We start from the raw sequence: 20,310 nt of genomic DNA on the forward strand, positions 1-20,310 counted from the left end.
GGTTCAGGCGGTTGTCGTGGTGTGGGCCAGGTGGGTGAGGGCCTTGGTGATCTGGGCGGGGGTGAGGCCCTGGCGGCGCTGCTCGGCGTAGACGTCGGGCGCCAAGGGGGCGAGGAGGGCGTCGGCGAGGGCGGCGGGTTCCGGGGTGCCGGCGGCGGACAGCAGCATGCGGACGTGGGCGCGCCAGAAGCCGTAGGCGCCGGCGGCGAAGCGCGCTTCGCCCTGCTCGGCGCCGAGGACGAGCGGGGTGTGATCTTCGAGCAGCTCGACCATGGCGGCGTAGAAGGCGGCCAGGCGGTCGCCGGGGGAGGCGCCCGGGCCCAGGGGCGGGTCGCCGCGGAGGAGGCGCTCCTGGAGGGCGCGTTCGTGGTCGTCGAGGAGTGCGCGGGCGATCGAGACGGTGTCGGGGTAGCGGCGGTAGAGCGTGCCGCGGCCGACGCCGGCGGCCTTGGCGATGTCGTCCATGGTCACGGTGCGCGGGTCGCGGGTCGCGAACAGGTCGGCGGCGGCGGCGAGCACCTTGGCGCGGTTGCGGGCGGCGTCGGCGCGCTCGCGCGGCGGGCCCGCCGGACGCCCGCTGAGCAGGTCGGTGCGGGGCTCCATGGCGGCGACTCTAGCGACGATGTGGACAGCGTGTCCAGATCGTTGCTACGGTCACCGAGCAAGCGGACATAGTGTCCAGTTAAGGAGTTGCTCATGACCACGTTGCTGCACCTGGACGCCAGTGCCCGGCGCCGTTCGATCAGCCGCGAGGTGGGGGACGCCTTCGCCGGGTCGTGGCGGGAGGCCCATCGCGATGGCGTGTACGTCCACCGGGACCTGGCGGCGGAGCCCGTGCCGCACATCGGCGAGGCGTGGACGGAGCTGTGCGATCACGTCCTGGCGCACGGCATCACCGACATCGACCGGTACGCGGAGGCCGTCCGGACTCCGGAGCAGGCCGCGGCGTGGGCGGTCGTGGAGCCGCTGCTCGCCGAGCTGGTGGCCGCGGACGTCGTGCTGATCGCGACCCCGATGTACAACTACTCGGTCCCGTCGTCGCTGAAGGCGTGGCTCGACCAGGTCACGTTCCCGCGGATGTCGCTGGCCGGGCGGCGCTTCGTCGTCGCCACGGCGAGGGGCGGCGCCTACGGTCCCGGCGCGCCCAAGGCCCGCTTCGACCACCAGGAGCGGTTCCTCCGCGACTTCTTCGCCGGGCATTTCGCCGTCGAGGACGCGACGTTCGTCGCGGCGGAGCTGGCGAACTCGCGGATCGACCCGAGCCTCGCCCACCGGCGGGACGAGCATGACGAGCTGTACGCCGCCGCGCTGCGCACCGCGCGCGACCTCGGCAAGGAGTACTGACGGTGAACTGGCTCATGCTAGGGCTGGCGGGCCTGGTGGAGATCGCGTGGGCGCAGAGCATCAGGCCGACGGAGAGCTTCACCAGGCCGCTGCCGACCCTGGTCTGCTTCGTCCTCATGGTGGCCGCGGTCTGGCTGCTGGCGCAGGCGATGCGGACGCTGCCGGTCGGCACGGCATATGCGGTCTTCACCGGCATCGGCGCGGTCGGCGCGATCGCGCTGGGCGTCGTCGTCCACAAGGACCCGGTGACGGCGGGGCGGATGACCGCGCTCGCGCTCATCGTCGCCGGGGTCGTCCTCGCGCGCGTCACCGAGTCGGGGTGACGCTTCAGGGGCTGTTTCTTAGGGTACCGATGAGCTCGAGGAGGGCCGAGTGGGTTTCGGGGTCAGCGGCGGCGATGAGGCCGCCGGGGCCGGTGTGCAAGGGCTGGCCGTGGATGCCGGTCACGACGCAGCCGGCGGCCCGGCACAGCGCGATGCCGGCGGCGAAGTGCACGCTGTCGCGCAGATGGCCGTCGGTGACGTAGGCGGCGCGGCGCCCCGCAGCCACCCACGCGACGGCCAGGGTCGTCGAAACCACGCGGGGACGGAACCGGGCGGCGAATCCCTCGTCGGCGAGGAGGTTGGCCGCGCGGAAGCCCGGCGCGTTGGGGAACGGCGGGTCGAGGTTGACGTCCACCAGGTTCGAGGAGGCCGACGGGACGAGCGGCGCGTCGGTTCCGCCGGTGCGGACGTGGGCGCGGACGCCGTCGGTCCAGAAGACCTCGTCGTTGAACGGGTCGGCGGACGCCGCCGCGACGGTCGCGGGGCCCGCGCGGAGCGCGACGTTCACCGCGACCAGCATCGAGCGGACGGCGTAGTTCAGCGTCCCGCACAGCGGGTCGACGAGCCAGCGGCGGTCGGCGTCGTCCGGGCCGGCGCGGCCGCTCTCCTCGCCGGTGACCGCGTCGTCCGGGCGGGCGGCCCGGATGACGTCGAGGATCGCCTTCTCCGCGGCGAGGTCGGCGGACGTGGCGAAGTCGCCGCCGGACTTGCCGAAGCGGGCGAGGGACGTCCCGTACATGTCCCGCACGACGGCGGCGCCCGCCCGCGCCGCCCGCACCGCCACCTGCGCATCGGTCTCCACGGGCGGGAAGCCTAGCCGCGCCGGCCCGGACCGGGCCGTCCACCTGAGATGGTCAAGAACTGGGTTTCTGCAAACACTTGACTCGTTCAAGAAAACGAGGCAGCCTGTCGTGCGTGGCCACGACCGTGGAATACCGGCAGATGCTGCGCGGTGCCGCCCTCCGTGTGACCCGGCCCCGGGTCGCGGTGCTGGGCGCGGTGCACGCGCACCCGCACGCCGACACCGACTCGATCATCAGCGCCGTGCGCAGGGACGTCCCGAAGGTGTCCCACCAGGCCGTCTACGACTCGCTGCGCGCGCTGACGGACGCGGGCTTGGTCCGGCGCATCCAGCCGGCCGGCTCCGTCGCCCGCTACGAGGCGCGCGTCGGCGACAACCACCACCACATCGTGTGCCGGTCCTGCGGGGCCATCGCCGACGCCGACTGCGCCGCCGGCGAGGCGCCCTGCATGACCGCGTCGGACGACAGCGGCTTCGCCATCGACGAGGCCGAGGTCATCTACTGGGGCCTGTGCCCCGCCTGCTCCACCGTCCCGACTTCCCCGTCCGCCAACCTCGCGCAGCCCTGGAGGGAACACCATGTCTGAGAACGAAGCCGCCGCGGGCCAGTGCCCCGTCGCGCACCAGCGCGCCTCGCACCCCACTCAGGGCGGAGGCAACCGCGGCTGGTGGCCCGACCGGCTCAACCTGAAGATCCTCGCCAAGAACCCGCCGGTCACGAACCCGCTGGGGGAGGACTTCGACTACGCCGAGGCGTTCCAGAGCCTCGACCTCGCCGCCGTGAAGCAGGACATCGCGGCCGTCCTCACGGACTCGCAGGAGTGGTGGCCGGCCGACCACGGCAACTACGGCCCGCTGATCATCCGCATGGCGTGGCACAGCGCGGGCACCTACCGCGTCAGCGACGGCCGCGGCGGCGCCGGCGCCGGCCAGCAGCGGTTCGCGCCGCTGAACAGCTGGCCGGACAACGCCAGCCTCGACAAGGCCCGCCGCGTCCTGTGGCCGGTCAAGAAGAAGTACGGCCGCAAGATCTCCTGGGCCGACCTGATGGTCCTCGCCGGCAACGTCGCCCTGGAGACGATGGGCCTGAAGACCTTCGGCTTCGCCGGCGGCCGCGAGGACGCCTGGGAGGCCGAGGAGGACGTCTTCTGGGGCCCCGAGACCGTCTGGCTCGACGACGAGCGCTACAGCGGCGACCGCGAGCTGGAGAAGCCGCTGGCCGCGGTGCAGATGGGCCTCATCTACGTCAACCCGGAGGGCCCGAACGGCAACCCGGACCCGCTCGCCGCGGCCCGCGACATCCGCGAGACGTTCGCGCGCATGGCGATGAACGACGAGGAGACCGTCGCGCTGATCGCGGGCGGCCACACCTTCGGCAAGACGCACGGCGCGGCCCCGCTGGCGGACGCCATCGGCCCCGAGCCGGAGGCCGCCCCGCTGGAGGACATGGGCCTCGGGTGGAAGAACTCCCACGGCACCGGCAAGGGCCGCGACTCGCACACCAGCGGCCTCGAGGTCACCTGGACGAACACGCCCACCACGTGGGACAACAGCTTCTTCGACATCCTCTTCGGGTACGAGTGGGAGCTGGAGCAGAGCCCGGCCGGGGCGAACCAGTGGCGGCCGAAGAACGGCGCCGGCGCGAACACGGTGCCCGACCCCGAGGACGGCACGCTCAACCGCGCGCCGGGGATGCTGACCACCGACCTGTCGCTGCGCTTCGACCCGATCTACGAGCCGATCTCGCGGCGCTTCAAGGACAACCCCGACGAGTTCGCGGACGCGTTCGCGCGCGCCTGGTTCAAGCTGACGCACCGCGACATGGGCCCCGTCGAGCGCTACCTCGGCCCGGAGGTGCCGAGCGAGACGCTCGTCTGGCAGGACCCCGTCCCGGCGGTCGACCACGAGCTGGTGGACGCGGCCGACATCGCCGCGCTCAAGGCCCGGCTCCTCGGCTCCGGCCTGTCGGTCTCGCAGCTGGCCGCCACCGCGTGGGCGTCGGCCGCGTCGTTCCGCGGCACCGACAAGCGCGGCGGCGCCAACGGCGCGCGCATCCGGCTGGAGCCGCAGCGCAGCTGGGAGGTCAACAACCCGGCCGAGCTGGCGACCGTGCTGCGCACGCTCGAGGAGGTCCAGGAGGCGTTCAACGCCGAGCAGACCGGCGGCAAGAAGATCTCCCTGGCCGACCTGATCGTGCTCGGCGGCTGCGCCGCCGTCGAGAAGGCCGCCAAGGACGCGGGCCACGACATCGAGGTGCCCTTCACGCCGGGCCGCACCGACGCCTCGCAGGAGCAGACCGACGTCGAGTCCTTCGAGGTGATGGAGCCCATGCACGACGGGTTCCGCAACTACCTCGCCAAGGGCCACATCCTGCCGGGCGAGTTCCTGCTGGTCGACCGGGCGAACCTGCTCACGCTGAGCACGCCCGAGATGACGGTCCTGCTCGGCGGCCTGCGCGTCCTCGGTGTGAACCACGGCCAGTCGGACCTCGGCGTCCTCACCGACCGGCCCGGGCGGCTCACGAACGACTTCTTCGTGAACCTGCTCGACATGGGCACGGTGTGGAAGCCGACGACGGAGGAGTCGGAGACCTTCGAGGGCCGCGACGCCTCCGGCGAGGTCAAGTGGACGGGCAGCCGCGCCGACCTGGTGTTCGGCGCGAACGCCGAGCTCCGCGCGGTCGCGGAGGTCTACGCGTCCGACGACGCGGCGGACAAGTTCGTCGGCGACTTCGTCGCGGCGTGGGACAAGGTCATGAACCTCGACCGGTTCGACGTGCGGTGACCTGACGGAGAGACGGCCGGGCCGGTCCTCGCGGACCGTGCCCGGCCGTTCCGTGCCGGTGGTGCACCACTTCATGTGCGAGAAGCCGTGCTCGGCACGGGCGGAAACAAGAAGGGAACCGGCCGCCGCTCCGTGGGGAGCGGCGACCGGTCCGGTGTGCGCGCCAGGCTCACATCCGCGGCCGGCGGGCCGGGACATGGCCGGGACGGCTCAGACGCCGATCACTTGTCGCGCTCGTCGGGCACCTCCGCCCACACGTACTTCCCGCTCCTGGTCTCGGTGTGGAAGCAGCGGCCCAGGGTGAGGCCGCGGACGCTGCGGAGCCCCCAGCCGATGCGGGAGTCGTACCTGGGAGAGGTGGTCGTGAGGTCGTGCACCTCGATGCGGAGGCACCGGCCGAATTCGTTGCGGGTGACGAAGAGCTGGAGCTTGAAGCCCTCCTCGTCAGCGGAGCCGACGACCCCGTTGCGGGGCAGGGGACGGATCGTCACTCGCTGTCCGTACTTGTGGGCGTTGGACAGCAGCTCCCAGTAAACCCACTTGGCGGCCGTCCGCGTCCGCTCGGACAGGCCGCCGAACAGGTCGATCAGCATGGCGTCTTCCCGGGTCGGGTTGTCCACCGTGTAGACCTTGCCGGTCGTCTCGGTACCGGCGAGGGGCCGGTACGCGGGGGTCTTCATCATGAAGACCCTCCCTTCCTGACTCTGTTTGTGACCGGCAGCTGGGGCCGGCGTGCACCTTATGTGCAGTGAGGACCGTCCAGAGCGGACCGCACGCGGCAACAGAAAGCGGTGGAAGCAGGTCGCGCGCGTCCGCGACCGCGACAGCCGGACGAGAGGTGACGGACGCGTCCGACAGAACGCCGGCCCGCGTCCTGGCGGACGCGGGCCGGTGCTTCGCGTCTCGCGCCGCACCGGCGCGAGACGGCATGTCGACCGGTGTCCCCGTGGGGGACGACCGGTCAGGCGGCGGTTTCGGAGCGGTGCTCCGCCGCCGCGATGAACTCCGCACGGTTCACGAAGTAGTCGATCACCGTCTGGTAGACGTACGCCTGGCTCACGTTGCCCAGGCCGCGCCCGTCCTCGGTGCGCTCCTCCGACCACATGCCGAGGTCGTTGCGGGCGTCGAGGACCTCTCGCATCACGGCGTCGGCGCGGTCCAGCATGCCGAGCCGCAGCATGGTCAGCGCCACCAGACCGGTGACGCTGGTGAACAGCGCCTCCTCGGCCTGGCTGACCCCGTCGCCGAACTGGTGCGTGTGGTACCGGACGTGCCCCTTGCCGACCCGGAGTCCCTGGAAGCGGGACGGGACGGTGTGGGGCGTGTCGATGGCGAGCACCGTCGCGCGCACCAGGTCCCTGTCGCCCTCCTTGCGGAGGTTGAACATGTCCTTCCCCACGTGGAAGGCCAGCAGGGCCGACGCGTCCAGCACCGGCAGGCCCGGTGCGGCGACGACGACGCCGTCCAGGACACAGTTGTCCAGGACCCACGCCTTGAGCCTTTCGCCCAGCCCCCGGTACCGGCGGGCCGGCTCCTCCAGGCCCGCCGCCGCGAAGACCGCGGCCGTGTTGAACAGGGCCTGGCCGACGAGGATCTGGGTTGAGGCGTAGGCGACCAGGTCGTCCTCCGGCCGGCGGACCTCCCAGATGCCCGAGCACGGCTTCCCGGCCGCGCGCACGGCCTGTTCGGCCAGGCCCTCGGTGAGGCCCAGGTCGAACCGGCCCCGCTCGCTCAGGAGGCGGAGGTGCTCCAGCGGGTAGACCCACCGGTCGTGCTGCTCCTGGTCTCCCGCCCCGTTGCCGAAGCGGTAGACCGAACCGCGGTGACCCAGCCCGTCGACGATGTGCTCGCCGAACCGGGCCACGTCCCCACCGGACATCCGGTACATGACCTTCGCCTTCCGGCCCAGGTCCGGGAGGCTCCGATACCACTCCAGCCGGGCCGGGAGGACCGCGGCGTCGCCCAGCCTGTGCAGGGTCGACACCGTCAGGCCGGAGTCGCGTAGCCAGTCGCACAGGTAGTCCCACGTCCGCACCGCGCGCGGGTGCTCGCGCGGGTCGTCCTCCGGGAGCCCGCGGGACGCGGCCGCATAGAACGACCCGGCCCGGTGACCGAGCCCGCGGAGCCTGATCGCGGATCCCAGCACGAGGGCGGCGTTCCCGTCGTCCGGGATCCGCAGCTCCCTGGCCCACGCGAGCCACCCCTCCTCGGACTCCCTGAGGAGGTCCTCGACGTCCTCGACGGTCGCCGGGGAGGTGTGGCCGTTCCACCCGATGCAGACGAAGGCGCTGCACCCGGCGTCCAGGGCCAGCTCGCCCCTGATCGAGGTGGCGTCCTCGTCGAACCGGAGGTGCATGTTGGTGGAGAGGAGAAGCGTGCTGCTCCCCGCCGCCGCCTTGGCCTCCAGGAACCCGTCCCGCTCGCGCAGGACGGTCCACCGGACCTTCTCCTCGCCGCGGTGGCCGTGGCGCAGGCGGAGGTCCAGGCGGGCCCGGACGGTCCCCTGCTCGCAGGTGAGCAGGCGCGCGAACCGGCCTCCGGCTGAGGCGAGCGGGGATCCCGCGATGAAGGCCCGCTCGCAGGCCTTGCCCGTGGCGTTCGTCCACGTCGACACCAGGGTGTGCGACGTGTCCTCCAGCCGGCGGCCGACGGGGGTTTTCCGGTCGTCCAGGCGGAGCCGGAACGCGGTCTCCCACGGTGCGTCGTAGAGCTCGTGGCACACCGGCACGCCGTCGGCGTCCGGCAGGTTCCACGAGGTGACGTTCCCCTTGCGGTCGAGGAGAGCGAGCTCCCCCAGACCGTTGGAGATGACGGCGACCTCGTCAATGGCGGGGGACCGCCATGACCGGGGCCGTTTCGAGGGACTCGTTTGCATGTGAGTCACCTTCTCCTTGTCTTTTGTTTGTTGGACCTTGCGAGGCAGACCGTCCGTGGAGGGGGGAGGCCAGCAACAGGCCGAAGGGGCGGCCGGGGGACGCCGGGCACGAAGAATGGCCGGGACGGATGCCCGACGGCGAGCCGCCAGGCAGGGGAGATCGCGCCGAACCTGCGGCGACGCGCAACAGGACCGCTGCCGTCTCACGCCGTGGACGGTACGGTCCGCGAAAAAGGTGCGGCCCCTCCAAGGAGGGGCCGCACTTGTGGGGCGCCGTTCACGGCCCGCAAGGAGACGGGTTGCGAACGGCGCATCTGTGAACGCTTAGCAAGCCGTTAAGAACGTCTGCAAGGGCGACATGACCCGGTGCTCGGCCTCGCCCGAGATCGCCGACAACGCCAAGTGAATGATCTTCAGTTGCAGGACGCTATGCCCCGAGCGGCGGGCCACCCGCAGATTCCGCAGCGCCTTGACCCGGCCGTCGCGCCACTCGGGGATACCGGTCCGCCCCGCCAGGGCGGTCCTGGCGGCGGCACTGCGGGCACAGGCCCCAGAACGTGACGTCGGCCTCGTCGATGAGGTACCCGGCGTCGTCGACCGGGTCCAGGCAGGGCGGGTGCCCGACGGCGCAGTCGACGTCCTTGACCGCGCCGCAGTTGCGGCACACCAGGTGGTGGTGGTTGTCGCCGACGCGTCCCTCGAAGCGGGCGGGGCTCCCGGCGGGCTCGATGCGGCGCACCAGCCCGGCCCTGGTCAGCGCGTGGACGGCCTCGTAGACGGCCTGCAGGGAGATGTGGCCGACGCGGTCGCGCACTCCGGCGGCGATGCCCTCGACGTCGAGGTGGTCGCCCTCCCGGACGGTCTCCAGCAGCGCGACGCGGGCGGCGGTCACCCGCAGGCCGGCACCGCGCAGCTCCTCGGCGGTGGTCGGGGTCTGCGATGCGCACATGGACCCCAGATTACCGTAACAAAGAGCGAACGATTCAAAACAGCAAACGCTACAACTCTGTACCCCGAATCGGAAGCCGCCTCGCCGGACGTTCTGGGACGCGCGCGGCCGGAGTTCAGGCGGGTCCGTCGAGCAGCGCGAGGTCGGCGGGCACGAGCGTCGCCGTGACCAGCAGCTCGATGATCAGATTGTGGTTGAGGGCGTTGCCGATCGGCGGCGGGACCTCCTCCTCCAGCAGCCCCTCGACCCGCGTGCTGAGCCGCCGGCGCACGCCGTTGACGACGCGGGCGGCCCGCTTGGCGCTCCACCGCTCGTCCGGTCGCAGCCCGGCCAGCTCGCCCGCGACCTGCGCCCAGGTGAGCGGCTGCGGCGACGGCTCGCGGCCCAGGTAGCGGCGGCCGAGGCACACCAGCACCAGCCGTTCGAGGTCGGACAGCTCCCAGCCGCGCGGGCCGCGGGTCTCGACGTCGCGCCGGCCGGCGCCCTGCCCGGGCCCGACGGCGACCCGCACCTCCAGCAGGTGCTCGCGCTCCGGCGCGACGATGAACAGCGGCGTGTACGCCGCCGGCAGTTCGGCCCGGTGCCCGCCGAGCACCAGCCGCGCCCCCGGGAACCGGATCGCGAGCCTCCCGGTGTTGTACAGCACCCACCGCGCGTGCTCGCGGACGATGCGGCCGTGCCGCCGGCTGACGTGCGGGTCGTCCGGGCCGACGCAGACGTGGACGTCCGGCTCGCAGCGGCCGAACACGACCTCGAAGCCGGCGTCGGGGGCGACGCGCATCCCGCCGTAGGCGCCCATGACGAACAGCGTCCCGGCGCGGGCCGGGGGATGCCCCGCGGTCAGGCTCCCGATGCCCTTCGGAAGGACGCCGACCTTGCCGAGAGGCCCCCGATCCCGCACCGCCATGTCATCCGTCCTCTCTCGCCCGGCGGCCAACGTAACCGCAGGTGGGCGGGAGGGGTACCGGGCCGGGCGGCCGCGGCGGGAAGGCGCTACCCGGCCGCCCTGTACGCCGCCGACATCTGGCCGACGAGCGTGGCGAACGGCATGTCCAGCGCCTCGTAGACGGCGTTCGCGGCGGGGTCGGCGTTGTCGGCGAGGGCCTCGACGATGAGGCTGGCGTAGTCGCTGACGACGACGCCGGCCTGCGTCATGCGCAGCAGCCCCGCCTCCCGCTTGGTCGCGCTGAAGGTGCCGGAGGCGTCCACGGCCACGTACGCGTCGTGGCCCGCCGCGGTGGCGGAGTACGCGGGCAGGGCCGCGCACACCTCCAGCGACACCCCGGCGATGATCAGCTTGCGCCGTCCGGTCGCCTCGACGGCCACGCGGACGCGGGCGTCGTCCCAGGCGTTGACCGTGCTCCGGTCGATGATGTCCACCTCGGGCGGCAGCGCCGCGACGAGCTCGGGCGCCGTCGGCCCCCACATGCCGTCCGCCGCGGTCGTGGTGACGACGAGCGGGAGGCCGAGCGCCACCGCCGCGCGGGCCAGCGCCGCGACGTTGTGCTTGAGCTCCTCCACGGGCATGTCGCGCACGCCGGACAGCAGGCCGACCTGGTGGTCGACCAGCAGCACCGCCGTGTTGTGCCGGGTGATCGGCTCGAGGAGCGTGTTCGGCTCGGTCATCTTCCTGTCTCCTTCGTTGGTCCGGCGCCGGAGGGCGGCCGGAAGGGGGTGTCAGGCGTGGTCGTGCCGGACGGTGCCGGCGACCACCTCGTACAACGCCGGGTTCGCCGCCACCCGCAGGTCGCCGTCCCCTTCGAGCGAGCGCATCGCAGCGCGGAACTCCGGGTTCGCCATGGCGGCCTGGAACGCCTCGCGGTCGGCCCACCGGGCGACGTTGACGAGCTGGAACCGGGTGCCCGCGGCGACGGCGCGGTGCAGCCGGTAGTCGCGGAAGCCCGGCATGCCGCTCATGATCTGCGCGCGCTCGCGCCAGCCCGCGACGAACGCGTGGACCTGGTCGGCCGGGATCTCGATGACGTTGATGAACGTGACGCCGTCCGTCGACACTTTGGATCTCCAAACTGTTTGGATATCCAAGACCATACACTAGGGACCATGACGAGCGACTCCCCGCCGGCCGGGCCGCAGCTCCCGCGGGCCGCGGAGGTGCGGGAGGTCCTCGGCTTCGTGCCGCTGGTGGAGGCGTACTTCCGGCGCGGCCCCGGCGAGATGCCGGACGAGCTGGCCGAGATCTTCGCCGCGCACCGGCTGACCGCCCGGCACGGCGCCGTCCTGCCGCAGCTGGCGGCGGGCGGCACGCTCGGCGTCTCGGACCTGGCCGCGCGGATGGGGGTGTCGCTGTCCACGGTCAGCGAGCTGGTCGGCACCCTCAGCAGGGCCGGCCTCGTGGACCGGCGGGAGGACCCGGACAACCGGCGCCGCACGCTCGTGTCGCTCGCCGAGCAGCACCGGGCGGCGGTCGAGGGGTTCGTCGCCGTGCGGGCGGCGCCGCTGCTGCGCGTGCTGGACACCCTCTCGCCCCGCGACCGCCAGGGCTTCGTCGCGGGCCTGGTCGCCTGGGCCAGCGAGGTCCAGCGCACCTGAGGCGGGCGCGCCGTCCCGGAAACGCGAGGGCCCGGCCGGTGCGCGGTCGCCCGCGCGCCGACCGGGCCGATACCGGGCCGATCCGAGCCGTCCGTCAGGATGCGGGCGCGGTGACCAGCGCGTTGATCTCGGGCAGGACCGCGTCGGCGACGGTGACCGGGCGCGGGATGAGGCCGTTGGCGTGGAAGAGGTCGGCGGCGTGCTGCTGCTCGGCGACGAAGTCCTCGTCCACCGGGTTCAGGCCCCAGGGGCGGGTGCGGAGCGCGTGCTCCCAGGCGTCGAGGTCGCCGCCGTCGTCGGCGGCGAACAGCTCCGCGGCGGCGCGCGGGTTCGCCTCGATCCAGGCGTCCGACTCCTTCAGCGCGGCGACGATCGCGGCGAGGTCGTCGGGCCGCTCGGCCGCGAACGCCCGGCTGGTGAACCAGAGCGAGCGGTGGCTGAACAGGCCCGGCGTCTCGATCACCGTCCGGACGGGACGCCGCTTCTCGACGTCGGTCAGGTACGGGTAGGAGCCCACCCAGGCGTCGACGTCGCCGTTCAGGAACAGCTCGGCCGCGTTGCCGTAGGCGTCCACCGGCTCGATGTCGCCCCAGGTCAAGCCCGCTTTCTCCAGGGCGAGCAGCAGCAGCGTCGTCTGCCAGGAGCCGTGGCCGAGCGCGACGCGCCGCCCCTTGAGGTCGGCGGGCCCGGCGATCGGGGAGTCGTCCTGGACGACGATCCGGCCGTTCTCCACGCGCGGCCCGGAGATCGCGACGTACACGACGTCGTGGCCCTTCGCCTGCGCGGTGACGGGCGGGGTGGAGCCGGTGCCGATGAAGTCGTAGCCGCCGTCGAACAGGTGGTCGCCGTGCCCGGACGGCAGGCCCTCGGTGGGCGCCGGACGGTCCCCGGCGGGCAGCGACCGCAGGTCCACCCACTCCACGTCCGGGACGGACCGCTCCAGGATGCCGCGGTGCCGCAGCACCCACAGCGAGTTGTTCTGCGGGAAGTAGCCGACGCGCAGGGTCATGCGATCTTTCCTTTCAGCAGGGGGAGGACGTGGCGGCCCACGCGCTGGGCCTCCTCCAGGTGCGGGACGCCGGCGAGGATGAAGGCGTCCACGCCGAGGCCGATCAGCTCGTCGAGCCGCTCGGCGACCTGGTGGTAGTCGCCGACCAGCCCGAACAGCGGGCCGGGGCGGAGCCGGTTGAAGCCGCCCCACACGTTGGGCTGCACTTCGAGGTCGCGGAGGTCGTCGCCGGCCCCGGCGGTGAACTCGCGCCCCCGCCGCCAGCCGACGGACTCGGACGCGTCCGGCGTGCGCTGCTCGCCGCCGAGCCGCGCCCAGCCCCGGCGCAGCTCCTCCCACGCCTCCTCCTCCGTCTCGCGGGCGAGGACGTCCACCCGGACGGCGAACTTCGGGGGCGTGTCGCTGTGCTGGCGGACCAGCGCGAACTTCGCGGCGAGCGCGTCGAACGGCTCCAGCCAGGACAGGTAGTAGTCGGCGTGGCGGCCGGCGGCGGCGATCGCGGCGGGCGACGAGCCGGAGAAGAAGACCTCCGGGAACGGCTGCCCGCGCAGCTCCGGCGGCAGCGCCGCGCCCTCGACCCGGTAGAAGCGGCCGTCGTGGTCGAACGGACCGTCCCACACGCCCTTCAGCACGTCGAGGAACTCCGAGGTGCGGGCGTACCGGTCGTCGTGCGCGACCTTGTCGCCCCACCACAGCTGCTGCGGCCCGCCGCCGCCCGAAATGATGTTGTAGACGACGCGCCCGCCCGTCGCGGCCTGCAGCGACGCCGACATCCGCGCCGCCTGGACGGGATGCAGGAACCCCGGCTGGAACGCGATCATGAACCGGTAGGCGGTGGTCTCCCCGGCGAGCGCGGCGGCGGCCGCCCACGGGTCGTCGGTCTCGGGGAACGACGGCATCAGCCCGCCGACGAACCCGGACCGCTCCGTCGCCCGCGCCACCTCGCCCATGTAGTCGAGCGGCCCGTACCCGTCCGGCGCGCCGCCGCGCAGGCCGGGGCCGAGGGCGCCCGGCAGGTACGGGCCGAAGCCGCCGCGGGTGATGTCGCCGAGGCGCAGCGCGGGCGCGTCGCCCTCCATCGCGATGCGCCAGTAGACGTCAACCGACACCTTCGGTCTCCTTCCGCAGCAGGGGCAGGACGCGCTGCGCCAGCCAGTAGGCGGTGCCCGTTGACTGAGAGGCGGGCGTCGCCGCCGGCTCCACGAAGAACTCGGCGATGCCCGCTTCGGCGCGGCGCAGGATCTCGTCGGCGAGCGCCGCCTCGTCGTCGGTGTCGGCGCGCAGCCGGAGCGCCGCGTCCACGCCGTCCGGGACGAGGCCCGGGTCGTCGTCCGGTCCGATGAGATGTGCGTCGGCGTGCCGCGCCGACAGGGCGAGGGCCTCCGCCGACGTCCCGGACAGGTACACGCGCGGGAACGGGCGCGGCACGCGGGAGCCGGGGAAGCCGCCTTCGAGCACCTGGAAGTGCTCGCCCTCGAAGGTGTACGGACGCTCGCTCCACACGCCCTTCGCGATCGTCAGGAATTCGTCGGCGCGGGCGTAGCGTGCAGGGCCTTCCAGGAAATCGCCGTGTGCGCGCGCGACGTCCGGGGGGAGGTCGACGGCGAGCCGCCACGCGAACCGCCCGCCCGTGTAGCGCTGCAACGACGCCGACAGCTTCGCCGCGTAGACCGGCGTCGCGATCGCCGGATGGAACTCCGCCGCCACCTGGACGTGCCGGGTGTCGCGCAGCACCGCCGCCGCGAGCACCAGCGGATCGTGGCCGCCGGGGTCGAACGGGACGAGCACGCCGTCCAGCCCGCCCAGCTCGGCGGCGCGTCCCACCGCGCGGTGCCCGGGCTCGACCGCCCGGGGCCGCACGTCGGTGACGAAGTCCGGCAGCACCGCCCGTCCGGGCGCGCGGGTCGGCGCCACGACATGCAAGCGGGTCAACGTATCGCTCCTTCCGAGGGCCGTCCGGCCTTCTCGTTCTCGTCCGGTCCGGCGGCGGGGAGGCGGACGCCGAGGTCGCCCAGCAGGCGGCGGCGCAGCGCGGTGAACTCCGGGTCCGCCGCGTCGCGCGGGCGGCGCGCCTCCACGCGCTCGTCGGTGACGAGCCGGCCGTCCTTCAGCACCGCGACCCGGTCGGCCAGCCGGATCGCCTCGTCCACGTCGTGCGTGACCAGCAGCACCGCCGGACGGCGCGTGCGGACCAGGTCGCCGACGAGGTCCTGCATGCGCAGCCGGGTCAGCGCGTCGAGCGCGGCGAACGGCTCGTCGAGCAGCAGCAGTTCCGGCTCGCGGACCAGCGCGCGCGCCAGCGCGACGCGCTGCGCCTCGCCGCCGGACAGCGTGTGCGGCCACGCCCGCGCGTGATCGGCCAGGCCGACCTCCGCGAGCGCCCGCCGCCCTTGTTCCTGCACGGCGGCGCCGCGCGGCAGCCCGACGACGACGTTGCCGAGGACGCGCTTGGACGGGACGAGCCGCGGCTCCTGGAACACGATCGTCCGGGCCTCCGGAACGAGCACGGTCCCGCCGTCCGGACGGTCGAGAGCACCGAGGATTCTCAGCAGCGTCGTCTTGCCGGTGCCGCTGGCGCCGAGGAGCGCGACGAACTCGCCGCGCTCGATGTCGAGGTCCACCCCGTCCAGGACGGCCCGGGACCCGAACACGCGGCGCAGGCCGCGCAGGTGCACAGCGGTGCTCATCGCGCCGCCCCCTTCGCGCGCCACGGCATCAGCACTCGCTCGGCGCCGCGCGCCAGCAGGTCGGCGGCCAGCCCGAGCAGCCCGTACACCAGCACGCAGACCGACAGGATGTCGGTGCGCGAGAAGCTCTGCGCCTGCGTCATCAGGTAGCCGATCCCGGACGTCGAGTTGATCTCCTCGGCGGCGATCAGCGCGATCACGCTGAGCGTCATCGACAGCCGGAACCCGGCGAGCAGCGACGGCAGCGCGCCCGGCAGCACGACCTCGCGGACGAGCCGCCATCCGCCGAGCCCGAAGGTGCGCATCGCCTCCAGCAGCCGCCGGTCCACGTTCCGGACGCCGCCCGCGGTCGAGACGTACATCGGGAACGTGGTGGCGACCGCGATCAGGACGACCCGCGCGGACTCGCCGATCCCGAACCACACCATGAACAGCGGGACGAGCGACAGGAACGGCAGCGCGCGCAGCAGTTGCAGCGGCGAGTCCAGCAGCTCCTCGCCGAGGCGGGAGAAGCCGGTCACGACGCCGAGCAGCAGCCCGGCGGCGAGCCCGCACGCCAGGCCGAGGACGGCGCGGGTCAGCGAGACCCGCAGCGCGTCGGTGAGCTGGCCGTCCGCCCACAGCTCGCGCGCGGCATCGGCGACGGTCGCGGGCGAGGCGAGCACGTCGGGGCTGAGCACGCCGGTCGCGGACGCCAGCCACCAGCCGCCGAGCAGCGCGAGCGGGCCGAGGGTGCGCAACGCGACGCTCATGCCGCGCCGCCTCGGCCTCGGGATGCGCGGCCGCGGGACGACGAGATCGGGATACGCGCGGGTCTCCACCGGCGCGGCGGTCATGTCCCGCTCCCGGGCAGCGCCACCACGTACGGCTTCACGTCGACCTTCGCCGGGGTGATCTTCTGGTCGGCGAAGAACTGCGCGACGCTCGCGAACCCGGCGAGGTCGGCCGCGCCGATCGGCTCGGCGGTCGCGCCCTGCGCGAGGTTCTGTACGGTGAGCCGCTCGGCGGCGCCGCTGACGGCCTGCGGCCCCGCCTCGGTGAACACGTTGACGTAGCCGCCGGGGTTCTTGATCTGGTCCTGTCCCCGGTCGTGCAGGTACCGGTAGAACGCCTTGACGACCTCCGGGTGCGCGTCGGCGAGCTTGGTCCGGACGGCCCACACCGAGTAGTTCTGCGACCCGATCTGCCCGCCGTTCACCAGGAAGTGCGCGCCGCTCGCGGCCATCTCGGGCAGCGAGTACGTCGCCCACACCGCCCACGCGTCGACCTTCCCGGAGTTGAACACGGGCGCGGTCTGCGCGGGGTTGAGGTAGACGCGCTTCACCTGGTCCGGCTTGATCCCGGACGCGGCGAGCGCCTTGAGCAGCAGGTACTCGGCGGTCCCGCCCTTGTTGACGGCGACCGACTTCCCGATGAGGTCGCGGGGCGTCCGGATCGGGGAGTCCTTGCGGACGAGGATCCCCTCGCCGGTCTTGTCCGGGGCGATCTGCGCGAACAGCTTGAAGCCGGGCTTCTGGGCGAGCGCGGCGATCGCGGACGTGATCGAGCCCTGCGCGAAGTCCAGCTCGCCCGCGTTCAGCTCCTGCGCGGCGGGCGCGAACGGTCCGGCGCTGCCCGTCCACTTGACCTTGGCGTGCACCGCCGACAGCGCCTTGGCGAGGCTGCCGTCCTTCTTCCCGGCGGCGAGCACGCCCGAGTTGCCCGGGTCCGGGACGCGGATGGTGACCGTCCCGCCGCCGGACGCGTCCGCGTCCGAACCGCCACAGCCCGCGGCGGCGAGCAGGACCGCGAGGGCGCCGGCGGCCAGGGCTGGGAGGGCGGGGAAACGCTTCATGGATGCTCCTGTGCGACGAAGGCGAGCCGCGGGACGAGGTCGCGCGCGGCGGCGAGGGGTGCGGGGTCGGCCCAGGCGGACACGTCCACCGGGGCGTCGTGGAAGCCGTGCCGGCGCAGGAACTCCTCCTGGCCGGCGAGCAGTTCGAGGCGGTCGGCGTCGAGGGCGGCGTGCAGGTCGCGGTGGAAGCCGTCGCCGTAGGCGCGGGCGACGCCCTCCGCGCCGGACCCGGTCTCGTCCGCGAGGATGCGGGCGAGGCCGCCGGGATCGGCGCGGGCCCAGTCGGCGGCGCCGAGCAGTACGGCGAGGAACCGGACGACGAGGTCCGGGTGCTCGTCGAGGAGCCGCTGGTCGACGGTGATCGGGCGGGGCGTCCCGTTGTTGACGCGCCACCGGCGGTCCGGCAGGGCGTCGAGGTCGATCGCGACCTCCGCGCCGTAGCGGGCGGCGGTCTCCACGGCGACCGAGCCCTTGGTGTAGACGGCGTCGACGTGGCCGTCGCGCAGCGCGGCGAGCTCGGCCTCCCACTGCCCGGGCAGGACGTCGCCGTCGAGGTCGACGAGCTCGGCGTCGGCGAGGGTGAGCCCGGCGTGGCGCAGCGCGCCGTCGAAGCCGCGCAGCGCCATCGCCCGCCAGAAGTCGATCTCGATGGCGCGGCGCGGGACGGCGAGCCGGCGGCCCTTGAGGTCGTGCGGGCCGTGCAGGCCGGCGCCGGGCCGGGCGAGCACGACCTGCCGCTCCTCGAACCAGGTGAGGCCGACGAGGCGGGTCGGCGCGCCGGTGGACCGCGCCCACAGTGCGGGGACGTTGCCGCCCTCGCGGACGAGCGTGGGAAGCCGGTGGCGGAAGTGCTCGCCGCGGACGGCCGCGGCGCCCGCCTCCTGGAGGGAGCGCACGGCGATGCCGTCGGCGGCGAACTCCGCCGCGAGCCAGCCCTGGTCTGCGGCGATGCCGGTGGCGGTGGGGACGGGACAGCGGGTGAACCACAGGTCCGCGGGAGGGGTGCCGGTCATGCCGGGAGTATTGCCAACAATCCCTACCAATTCAATATGGATCCCATAGGGTGGGAAACATGGCACCTCAGACCCCCGGCGGCCAGGCCGTGCGGCGCGCGCTGGACGTCCTGCTCTGCTTCCGCGACGGCGGCCCGCCGCTGACCGCGTCCGGCGTCGCCCGCCGCCTCGGCCTCAGCACCTCGACCGCGCACCGGCTCGCGCAGACCCTCGCCGCCGCCGAGTTCCTCGCCCGGGACGCCTCCGCCCGCTACCGGCTCGGCCCGGCGGTCACCGAACTCGGCCTCCTGTCGTTCCATCGGCAGGGACTGCACCGGGTCGCGCCGGAGCTGGACCACCTGAGCCGGGTCACCGGGACGACCGCCGACCTCGCGATCCGCAGCGGCGACCACGCGGTCCTGCTCGCCGGCGGCACCGTCCGGCGCACCGAGGACGGCGGGGGCCTGCGCCGCCCGCTGCACTCCACCGCGCTCGGCAAGGTGCTGCTCGCCTGGCCCCGTCCCGGTGCGGACGACCTGTCGGCGCTCGCCCCGCTGCGCCCGCTCACCGGACGCACCATCGCGGATGTGGACGAGCTGCGCACGGAGGTCGAGCGGGTGCGCGCCGCCGGGCACGCGATGAACGACGGCGAGTCCGCCGAGGGCGTGCGGACGCTCGCCGTCCCGCTGCTGGACCGGTCGGGCCACGCCCGCTACGCGCTCGCTCTCCGCTCGACGCCCGAGGTGGTCACGGACGCGCGGGTCCCGTGGTTCCTGGCGCACGCGCAGTCGTGCGCGCGGGCGATGGAGGTGCTGCTGCTGGCTCCGGAGGAGCGCCGGGGCTGGCCGGGGCAGGCCGCTTCGCGCCAATAACAGATATTCCCTACCTTTTTAGTTGATTTCTCGCCGCGCGGCTGCTTACACTCCCCGCGTCCGCCGGATGCGCCGGCCCTTGGGAGACGACCGTGACCACCACCACCTGCGACCAGCCCGCCCGGCGGGCCGCCCCGCGCGACCACGCCGGGTGGCTCGAACTGGCGCGGACCACCGCCGCCGGCCCGGCCGTGGACGACCCGGACGGCCGCCACGCCGGCCGCCCGCAGGCGCCCGCCGTCGAGGCCCTGCGGCGGGCCGGGCTGTCCACGCTGCTGATCCCGGCGCGCTGCGGTGGAGGCGGCGCCACCTGGCGCACCGCCTACCAGGTCGTCCGCGAGGTCGCCGCCGTCAACGGCGACATCGGGCTGCTGCTCGGCCACCACTACCTGCTGTCCTGGACACCCGCGCTCGTCGGCACGGACGAGGACCGCGAACGGGTCTGGTCCGGTGCCGCTGCCGGGTGCCAGGTCTGGGGCGGAGCCCCGGACCCGCGCGACACCTCGCTCACGCTGACGCCGCGTCCGCACGGCGGCTCTACCCTGGACGGCGCGACGGCGATCACCTCCGGTGCCGTCCTCGCCGACCGCCTCGCCGTCGGCGCCACGCGCGCGGGCACGGGCGAGCCGCTGATGGTCCTGGTCGATCCAGCCGGTCCGGGTGTCGCACTGTCGCCGGACGAGGGGCCAGGTGGAACGGTCCGTTTCGCGGGGGCCGCGGTGAGCGGGCACGACGTCATCGCACGGGACGGCGCATCCGCCTCGCCGCTGACGGCGCCCGCCATCCAGCTGGTGTTCGCGCAGCTCTACATCGGCATCGCCGAAGGCGCCCTGGACGCGGCCCGCGCGCACGCGGTCGCCCGGTCGCGGCCCTGGCCGCTCGGGCAGGCGCGGCGGACCGGCGGCGACGCGTACCTGTCCGGCGCCTACGGCGGCCTGCTCGCGCAGGTGCGCGCGGCCCGCGCCCTCGCGGACCAGGCCGTCGACGACCTGGCCCCGGCACTGCACGGTGAAGGCGGCGCGGGACCGGCGGGGCGATGGCACTGCGAGGCGGCGGTCATGGCCGCCACCGCCAAGATCGCCGCAGCCCAGGCGTCGCTGGCCGTCGCCTCCCGCGTGTTCGAGCTCGCCGGCGCGGACTCCGCGCGGGCGCGGCCGGGCCTGGCCCGGTTCTGGCGCTACGCCCGCGCCCTGCGCGACCCGGTGGCCCACCGGCAGGCCGAGGTCGGCCGGGAGTTCCTGACCGGCGAGTTCCCTCCCGAAAGGAAGGCCCCACCGTGACCCTGACGT

General features: G+C 73.7%; 22 protein-coding genes. 7 read left to right on the forward strand and 15 right to left on the reverse strand.

Annotated features, from left to right (window positions below):
• Window positions 1-3 precede the first annotated feature (3 nt).
• Window positions 4-603, reverse strand: coding sequence for a TetR/AcrR family transcriptional regulator (locus J4709_RS01505; protein ID WP_208235994.1), 600 nt, complete (start codon window positions 601-603; stop codon window positions 4-6).
• 93 nt (window positions 604-696) lie between these two features.
• Between J4709_RS01505 and J4709_RS01510 the strand changes: the two genes are divergently transcribed.
• Together J4709_RS01510 and J4709_RS01515 are read left to right on the forward strand one after the other, a co-directional pair.
• Window positions 697-1,344, forward strand: a complete 648-nt coding sequence (locus J4709_RS01510) for an FMN-dependent NADH-azoreductase (RefSeq protein ID WP_208235996.1) — start codon at window positions 697-699, stop codon at window positions 1,342-1,344.
• A gap of 2 nt (window positions 1,345-1,346) precedes the next feature.
• The gene (locus tag J4709_RS01515; protein ID WP_208235998.1) at window positions 1,347-1,667 is read left to right on the forward strand and encodes a DMT family transporter; all 321 of its coding nucleotides are present in this window, start codon (window positions 1,347-1,349) and stop codon (window positions 1,665-1,667) included.
• Window positions 1,668-1,671: 4 nt separating this feature from the next.
• Here the strand turns inward: J4709_RS01515 and J4709_RS01520 are convergent, their stop codons facing one another.
• On the reverse strand, window positions 1,672-2,469 hold the full coding sequence (locus tag J4709_RS01520; protein ID WP_208236000.1) for an inositol monophosphatase family protein: 798 nt from the start codon (window positions 2,467-2,469) through the stop codon (window positions 1,672-1,674).
• 140 nt (window positions 2,470-2,609) lie between these two features.
• Between J4709_RS01520 and J4709_RS01525 the strand changes: the two genes are divergently transcribed.
• Both J4709_RS01525 and katG read left to right on the forward strand, forming a co-directional pair.
• Window positions 2,610-3,056 carry a Fur family transcriptional regulator gene (locus tag J4709_RS01525; RefSeq protein ID WP_208236305.1) on the forward strand — a complete coding sequence of 149 codons (447 nt, stop codon included), beginning with the start codon at window positions 2,610-2,612 and terminating at the stop codon, window positions 3,054-3,056.
• A complete protein-coding gene (katG, locus tag J4709_RS01530; protein WP_208236002.1) occupies window positions 3,049-5,253 on the forward strand; it encodes a catalase/peroxidase HPI in 2,205 nt (734 codons plus the stop codon). The genes J4709_RS01525 and katG overlap by 8 nt, the downstream gene beginning before the upstream one ends.
• 221 nt (window positions 5,254-5,474) lie before the next feature.
• On the opposite strand, the gene J4709_RS01535 is transcribed toward katG, so the two are convergent.
• The 6 genes from J4709_RS01535 to J4709_RS01560 form a co-directional block, all read right to left on the reverse strand.
• On the reverse strand, window positions 5,475-5,936 hold the full coding sequence (locus tag J4709_RS01535) for a hypothetical protein (RefSeq protein WP_208236004.1): 462 nt from the start codon (window positions 5,934-5,936) through the stop codon (window positions 5,475-5,477).
• Between the two features lie 278 nt (window positions 5,937-6,214).
• On the reverse strand, window positions 6,215-8,128 hold the full coding sequence (locus J4709_RS01540; protein ID WP_208236005.1) for a glycoside hydrolase family 15 protein: 1,914 nt from the start codon (window positions 8,126-8,128) through the stop codon (window positions 6,215-6,217).
• A gap of 427 nt (window positions 8,129-8,555) precedes the next feature.
• Window positions 8,556-9,077, reverse strand: coding sequence for a Fur family transcriptional regulator (locus tag J4709_RS01545; RefSeq protein WP_208236007.1), 522 nt, complete (start codon window positions 9,075-9,077; stop codon window positions 8,556-8,558).
• Between the two features lie 115 nt (window positions 9,078-9,192).
• Entirely contained in the window at window positions 9,193-9,984 is a 792-nt protein-coding gene (locus J4709_RS01550) for an FHA domain-containing protein (protein WP_208236009.1), read from the reverse strand.
• Between the two features lie 86 nt (window positions 9,985-10,070).
• On the reverse strand, window positions 10,071-10,703 hold the full coding sequence (locus J4709_RS01555; protein ID WP_208236011.1) for an isochorismatase family protein: 633 nt from the start codon (window positions 10,701-10,703) through the stop codon (window positions 10,071-10,073).
• A 51-nt stretch (window positions 10,704-10,754) separates the two neighbouring features.
• Window positions 10,755-11,090, reverse strand: a complete 336-nt coding sequence (locus J4709_RS01560; RefSeq protein WP_208236013.1) for an antibiotic biosynthesis monooxygenase family protein — start codon at window positions 11,088-11,090, stop codon at window positions 10,755-10,757.
• Between the two features lie 48 nt (window positions 11,091-11,138).
• Between J4709_RS01560 and J4709_RS01565 the strand changes: the two genes are divergently transcribed.
• Entirely contained in the window at window positions 11,139-11,627 is a 489-nt protein-coding gene (locus J4709_RS01565) for a MarR family winged helix-turn-helix transcriptional regulator (RefSeq protein ID WP_208236015.1), read from the forward strand.
• A 94-nt stretch (window positions 11,628-11,721) separates the two neighbouring features.
• On the opposite strand, the gene J4709_RS01570 is transcribed toward J4709_RS01565, so the two are convergent.
• From J4709_RS01570 to J4709_RS01600, 7 genes are read right to left on the reverse strand one after another with little or no spacing between them, the layout of a single operon-like run.
• Complete coding sequence (locus J4709_RS01570) at window positions 11,722-12,636, reverse strand: ABC transporter substrate-binding protein (protein ID WP_208236017.1); 915 nt, start codon at window positions 12,634-12,636, stop codon at window positions 11,722-11,724.
• A complete protein-coding gene (locus J4709_RS01575) occupies window positions 12,633-13,745 on the reverse strand; it encodes an LLM class flavin-dependent oxidoreductase (RefSeq protein WP_208236019.1) in 1,113 nt (370 codons plus the stop codon). Before J4709_RS01575 ends, J4709_RS01570 begins: the two co-directional genes overlap by 4 nt.
• Window positions 13,735-14,568, reverse strand: coding sequence for an LLM class flavin-dependent oxidoreductase (locus J4709_RS01580; RefSeq protein WP_208236021.1), 834 nt, complete (start codon window positions 14,566-14,568; stop codon window positions 13,735-13,737). The genes J4709_RS01575 and J4709_RS01580 overlap by 11 nt, the downstream gene beginning before the upstream one ends.
• The gene (locus J4709_RS01585) at window positions 14,565-15,323 is read right to left on the reverse strand and encodes an ABC transporter ATP-binding protein (RefSeq protein ID WP_208236030.1); all 759 of its coding nucleotides are present in this window, start codon (window positions 15,321-15,323) and stop codon (window positions 14,565-14,567) included. The genes J4709_RS01580 and J4709_RS01585 overlap by 4 nt, the downstream gene beginning before the upstream one ends.
• Window positions 15,320-16,159 (reverse strand): ABC transporter permease, encoded by an 840-nt coding sequence (locus tag J4709_RS01590; protein ID WP_208236032.1) that lies wholly within the window; start codon window positions 16,157-16,159, stop codon window positions 15,320-15,322. Before J4709_RS01590 ends, J4709_RS01585 begins: the two co-directional genes overlap by 4 nt.
• Window positions 16,156-17,157, reverse strand: coding sequence for an NrtA/SsuA/CpmA family ABC transporter substrate-binding protein (locus tag J4709_RS01595; RefSeq protein WP_208236034.1), 1,002 nt, complete (start codon window positions 17,155-17,157; stop codon window positions 16,156-16,158). Before J4709_RS01595 ends, J4709_RS01590 begins: the two co-directional genes overlap by 4 nt.
• On the reverse strand, window positions 17,154-18,170 hold the full coding sequence (locus tag J4709_RS01600) for an ABC transporter substrate-binding protein (RefSeq protein WP_208236036.1): 1,017 nt from the start codon (window positions 18,168-18,170) through the stop codon (window positions 17,154-17,156). Before J4709_RS01600 ends, J4709_RS01595 begins: the two co-directional genes overlap by 4 nt.
• Window positions 18,171-18,229: 59 nt before the next feature.
• On the opposite strand from J4709_RS01600, the gene J4709_RS01605 reads away from it, so the two are divergent.
• Both J4709_RS01605 and J4709_RS01610 read left to right on the forward strand, forming a co-directional pair.
• On the forward strand, window positions 18,230-19,021 hold the full coding sequence (locus J4709_RS01605) for an IclR family transcriptional regulator (protein ID WP_232382777.1): 792 nt from the start codon (window positions 18,230-18,232) through the stop codon (window positions 19,019-19,021).
• Window positions 19,022-19,113: 92 nt separating this feature from the next.
• The gene (locus tag J4709_RS01610; protein WP_208236038.1) at window positions 19,114-20,301 is read left to right on the forward strand and encodes an acyl-CoA dehydrogenase family protein; all 1,188 of its coding nucleotides are present in this window, start codon (window positions 19,114-19,116) and stop codon (window positions 20,299-20,301) included.
• Window positions 20,302-20,310: the final 9 nt, after the last annotated feature.

Source organism: Actinomadura violacea, from assembly GCF_017573465.1.
GTDB classification, from domain to species: domain Bacteria; phylum Actinomycetota; class Actinomycetes; order Streptosporangiales; family Streptosporangiaceae; genus Spirillospora; species Spirillospora violacea.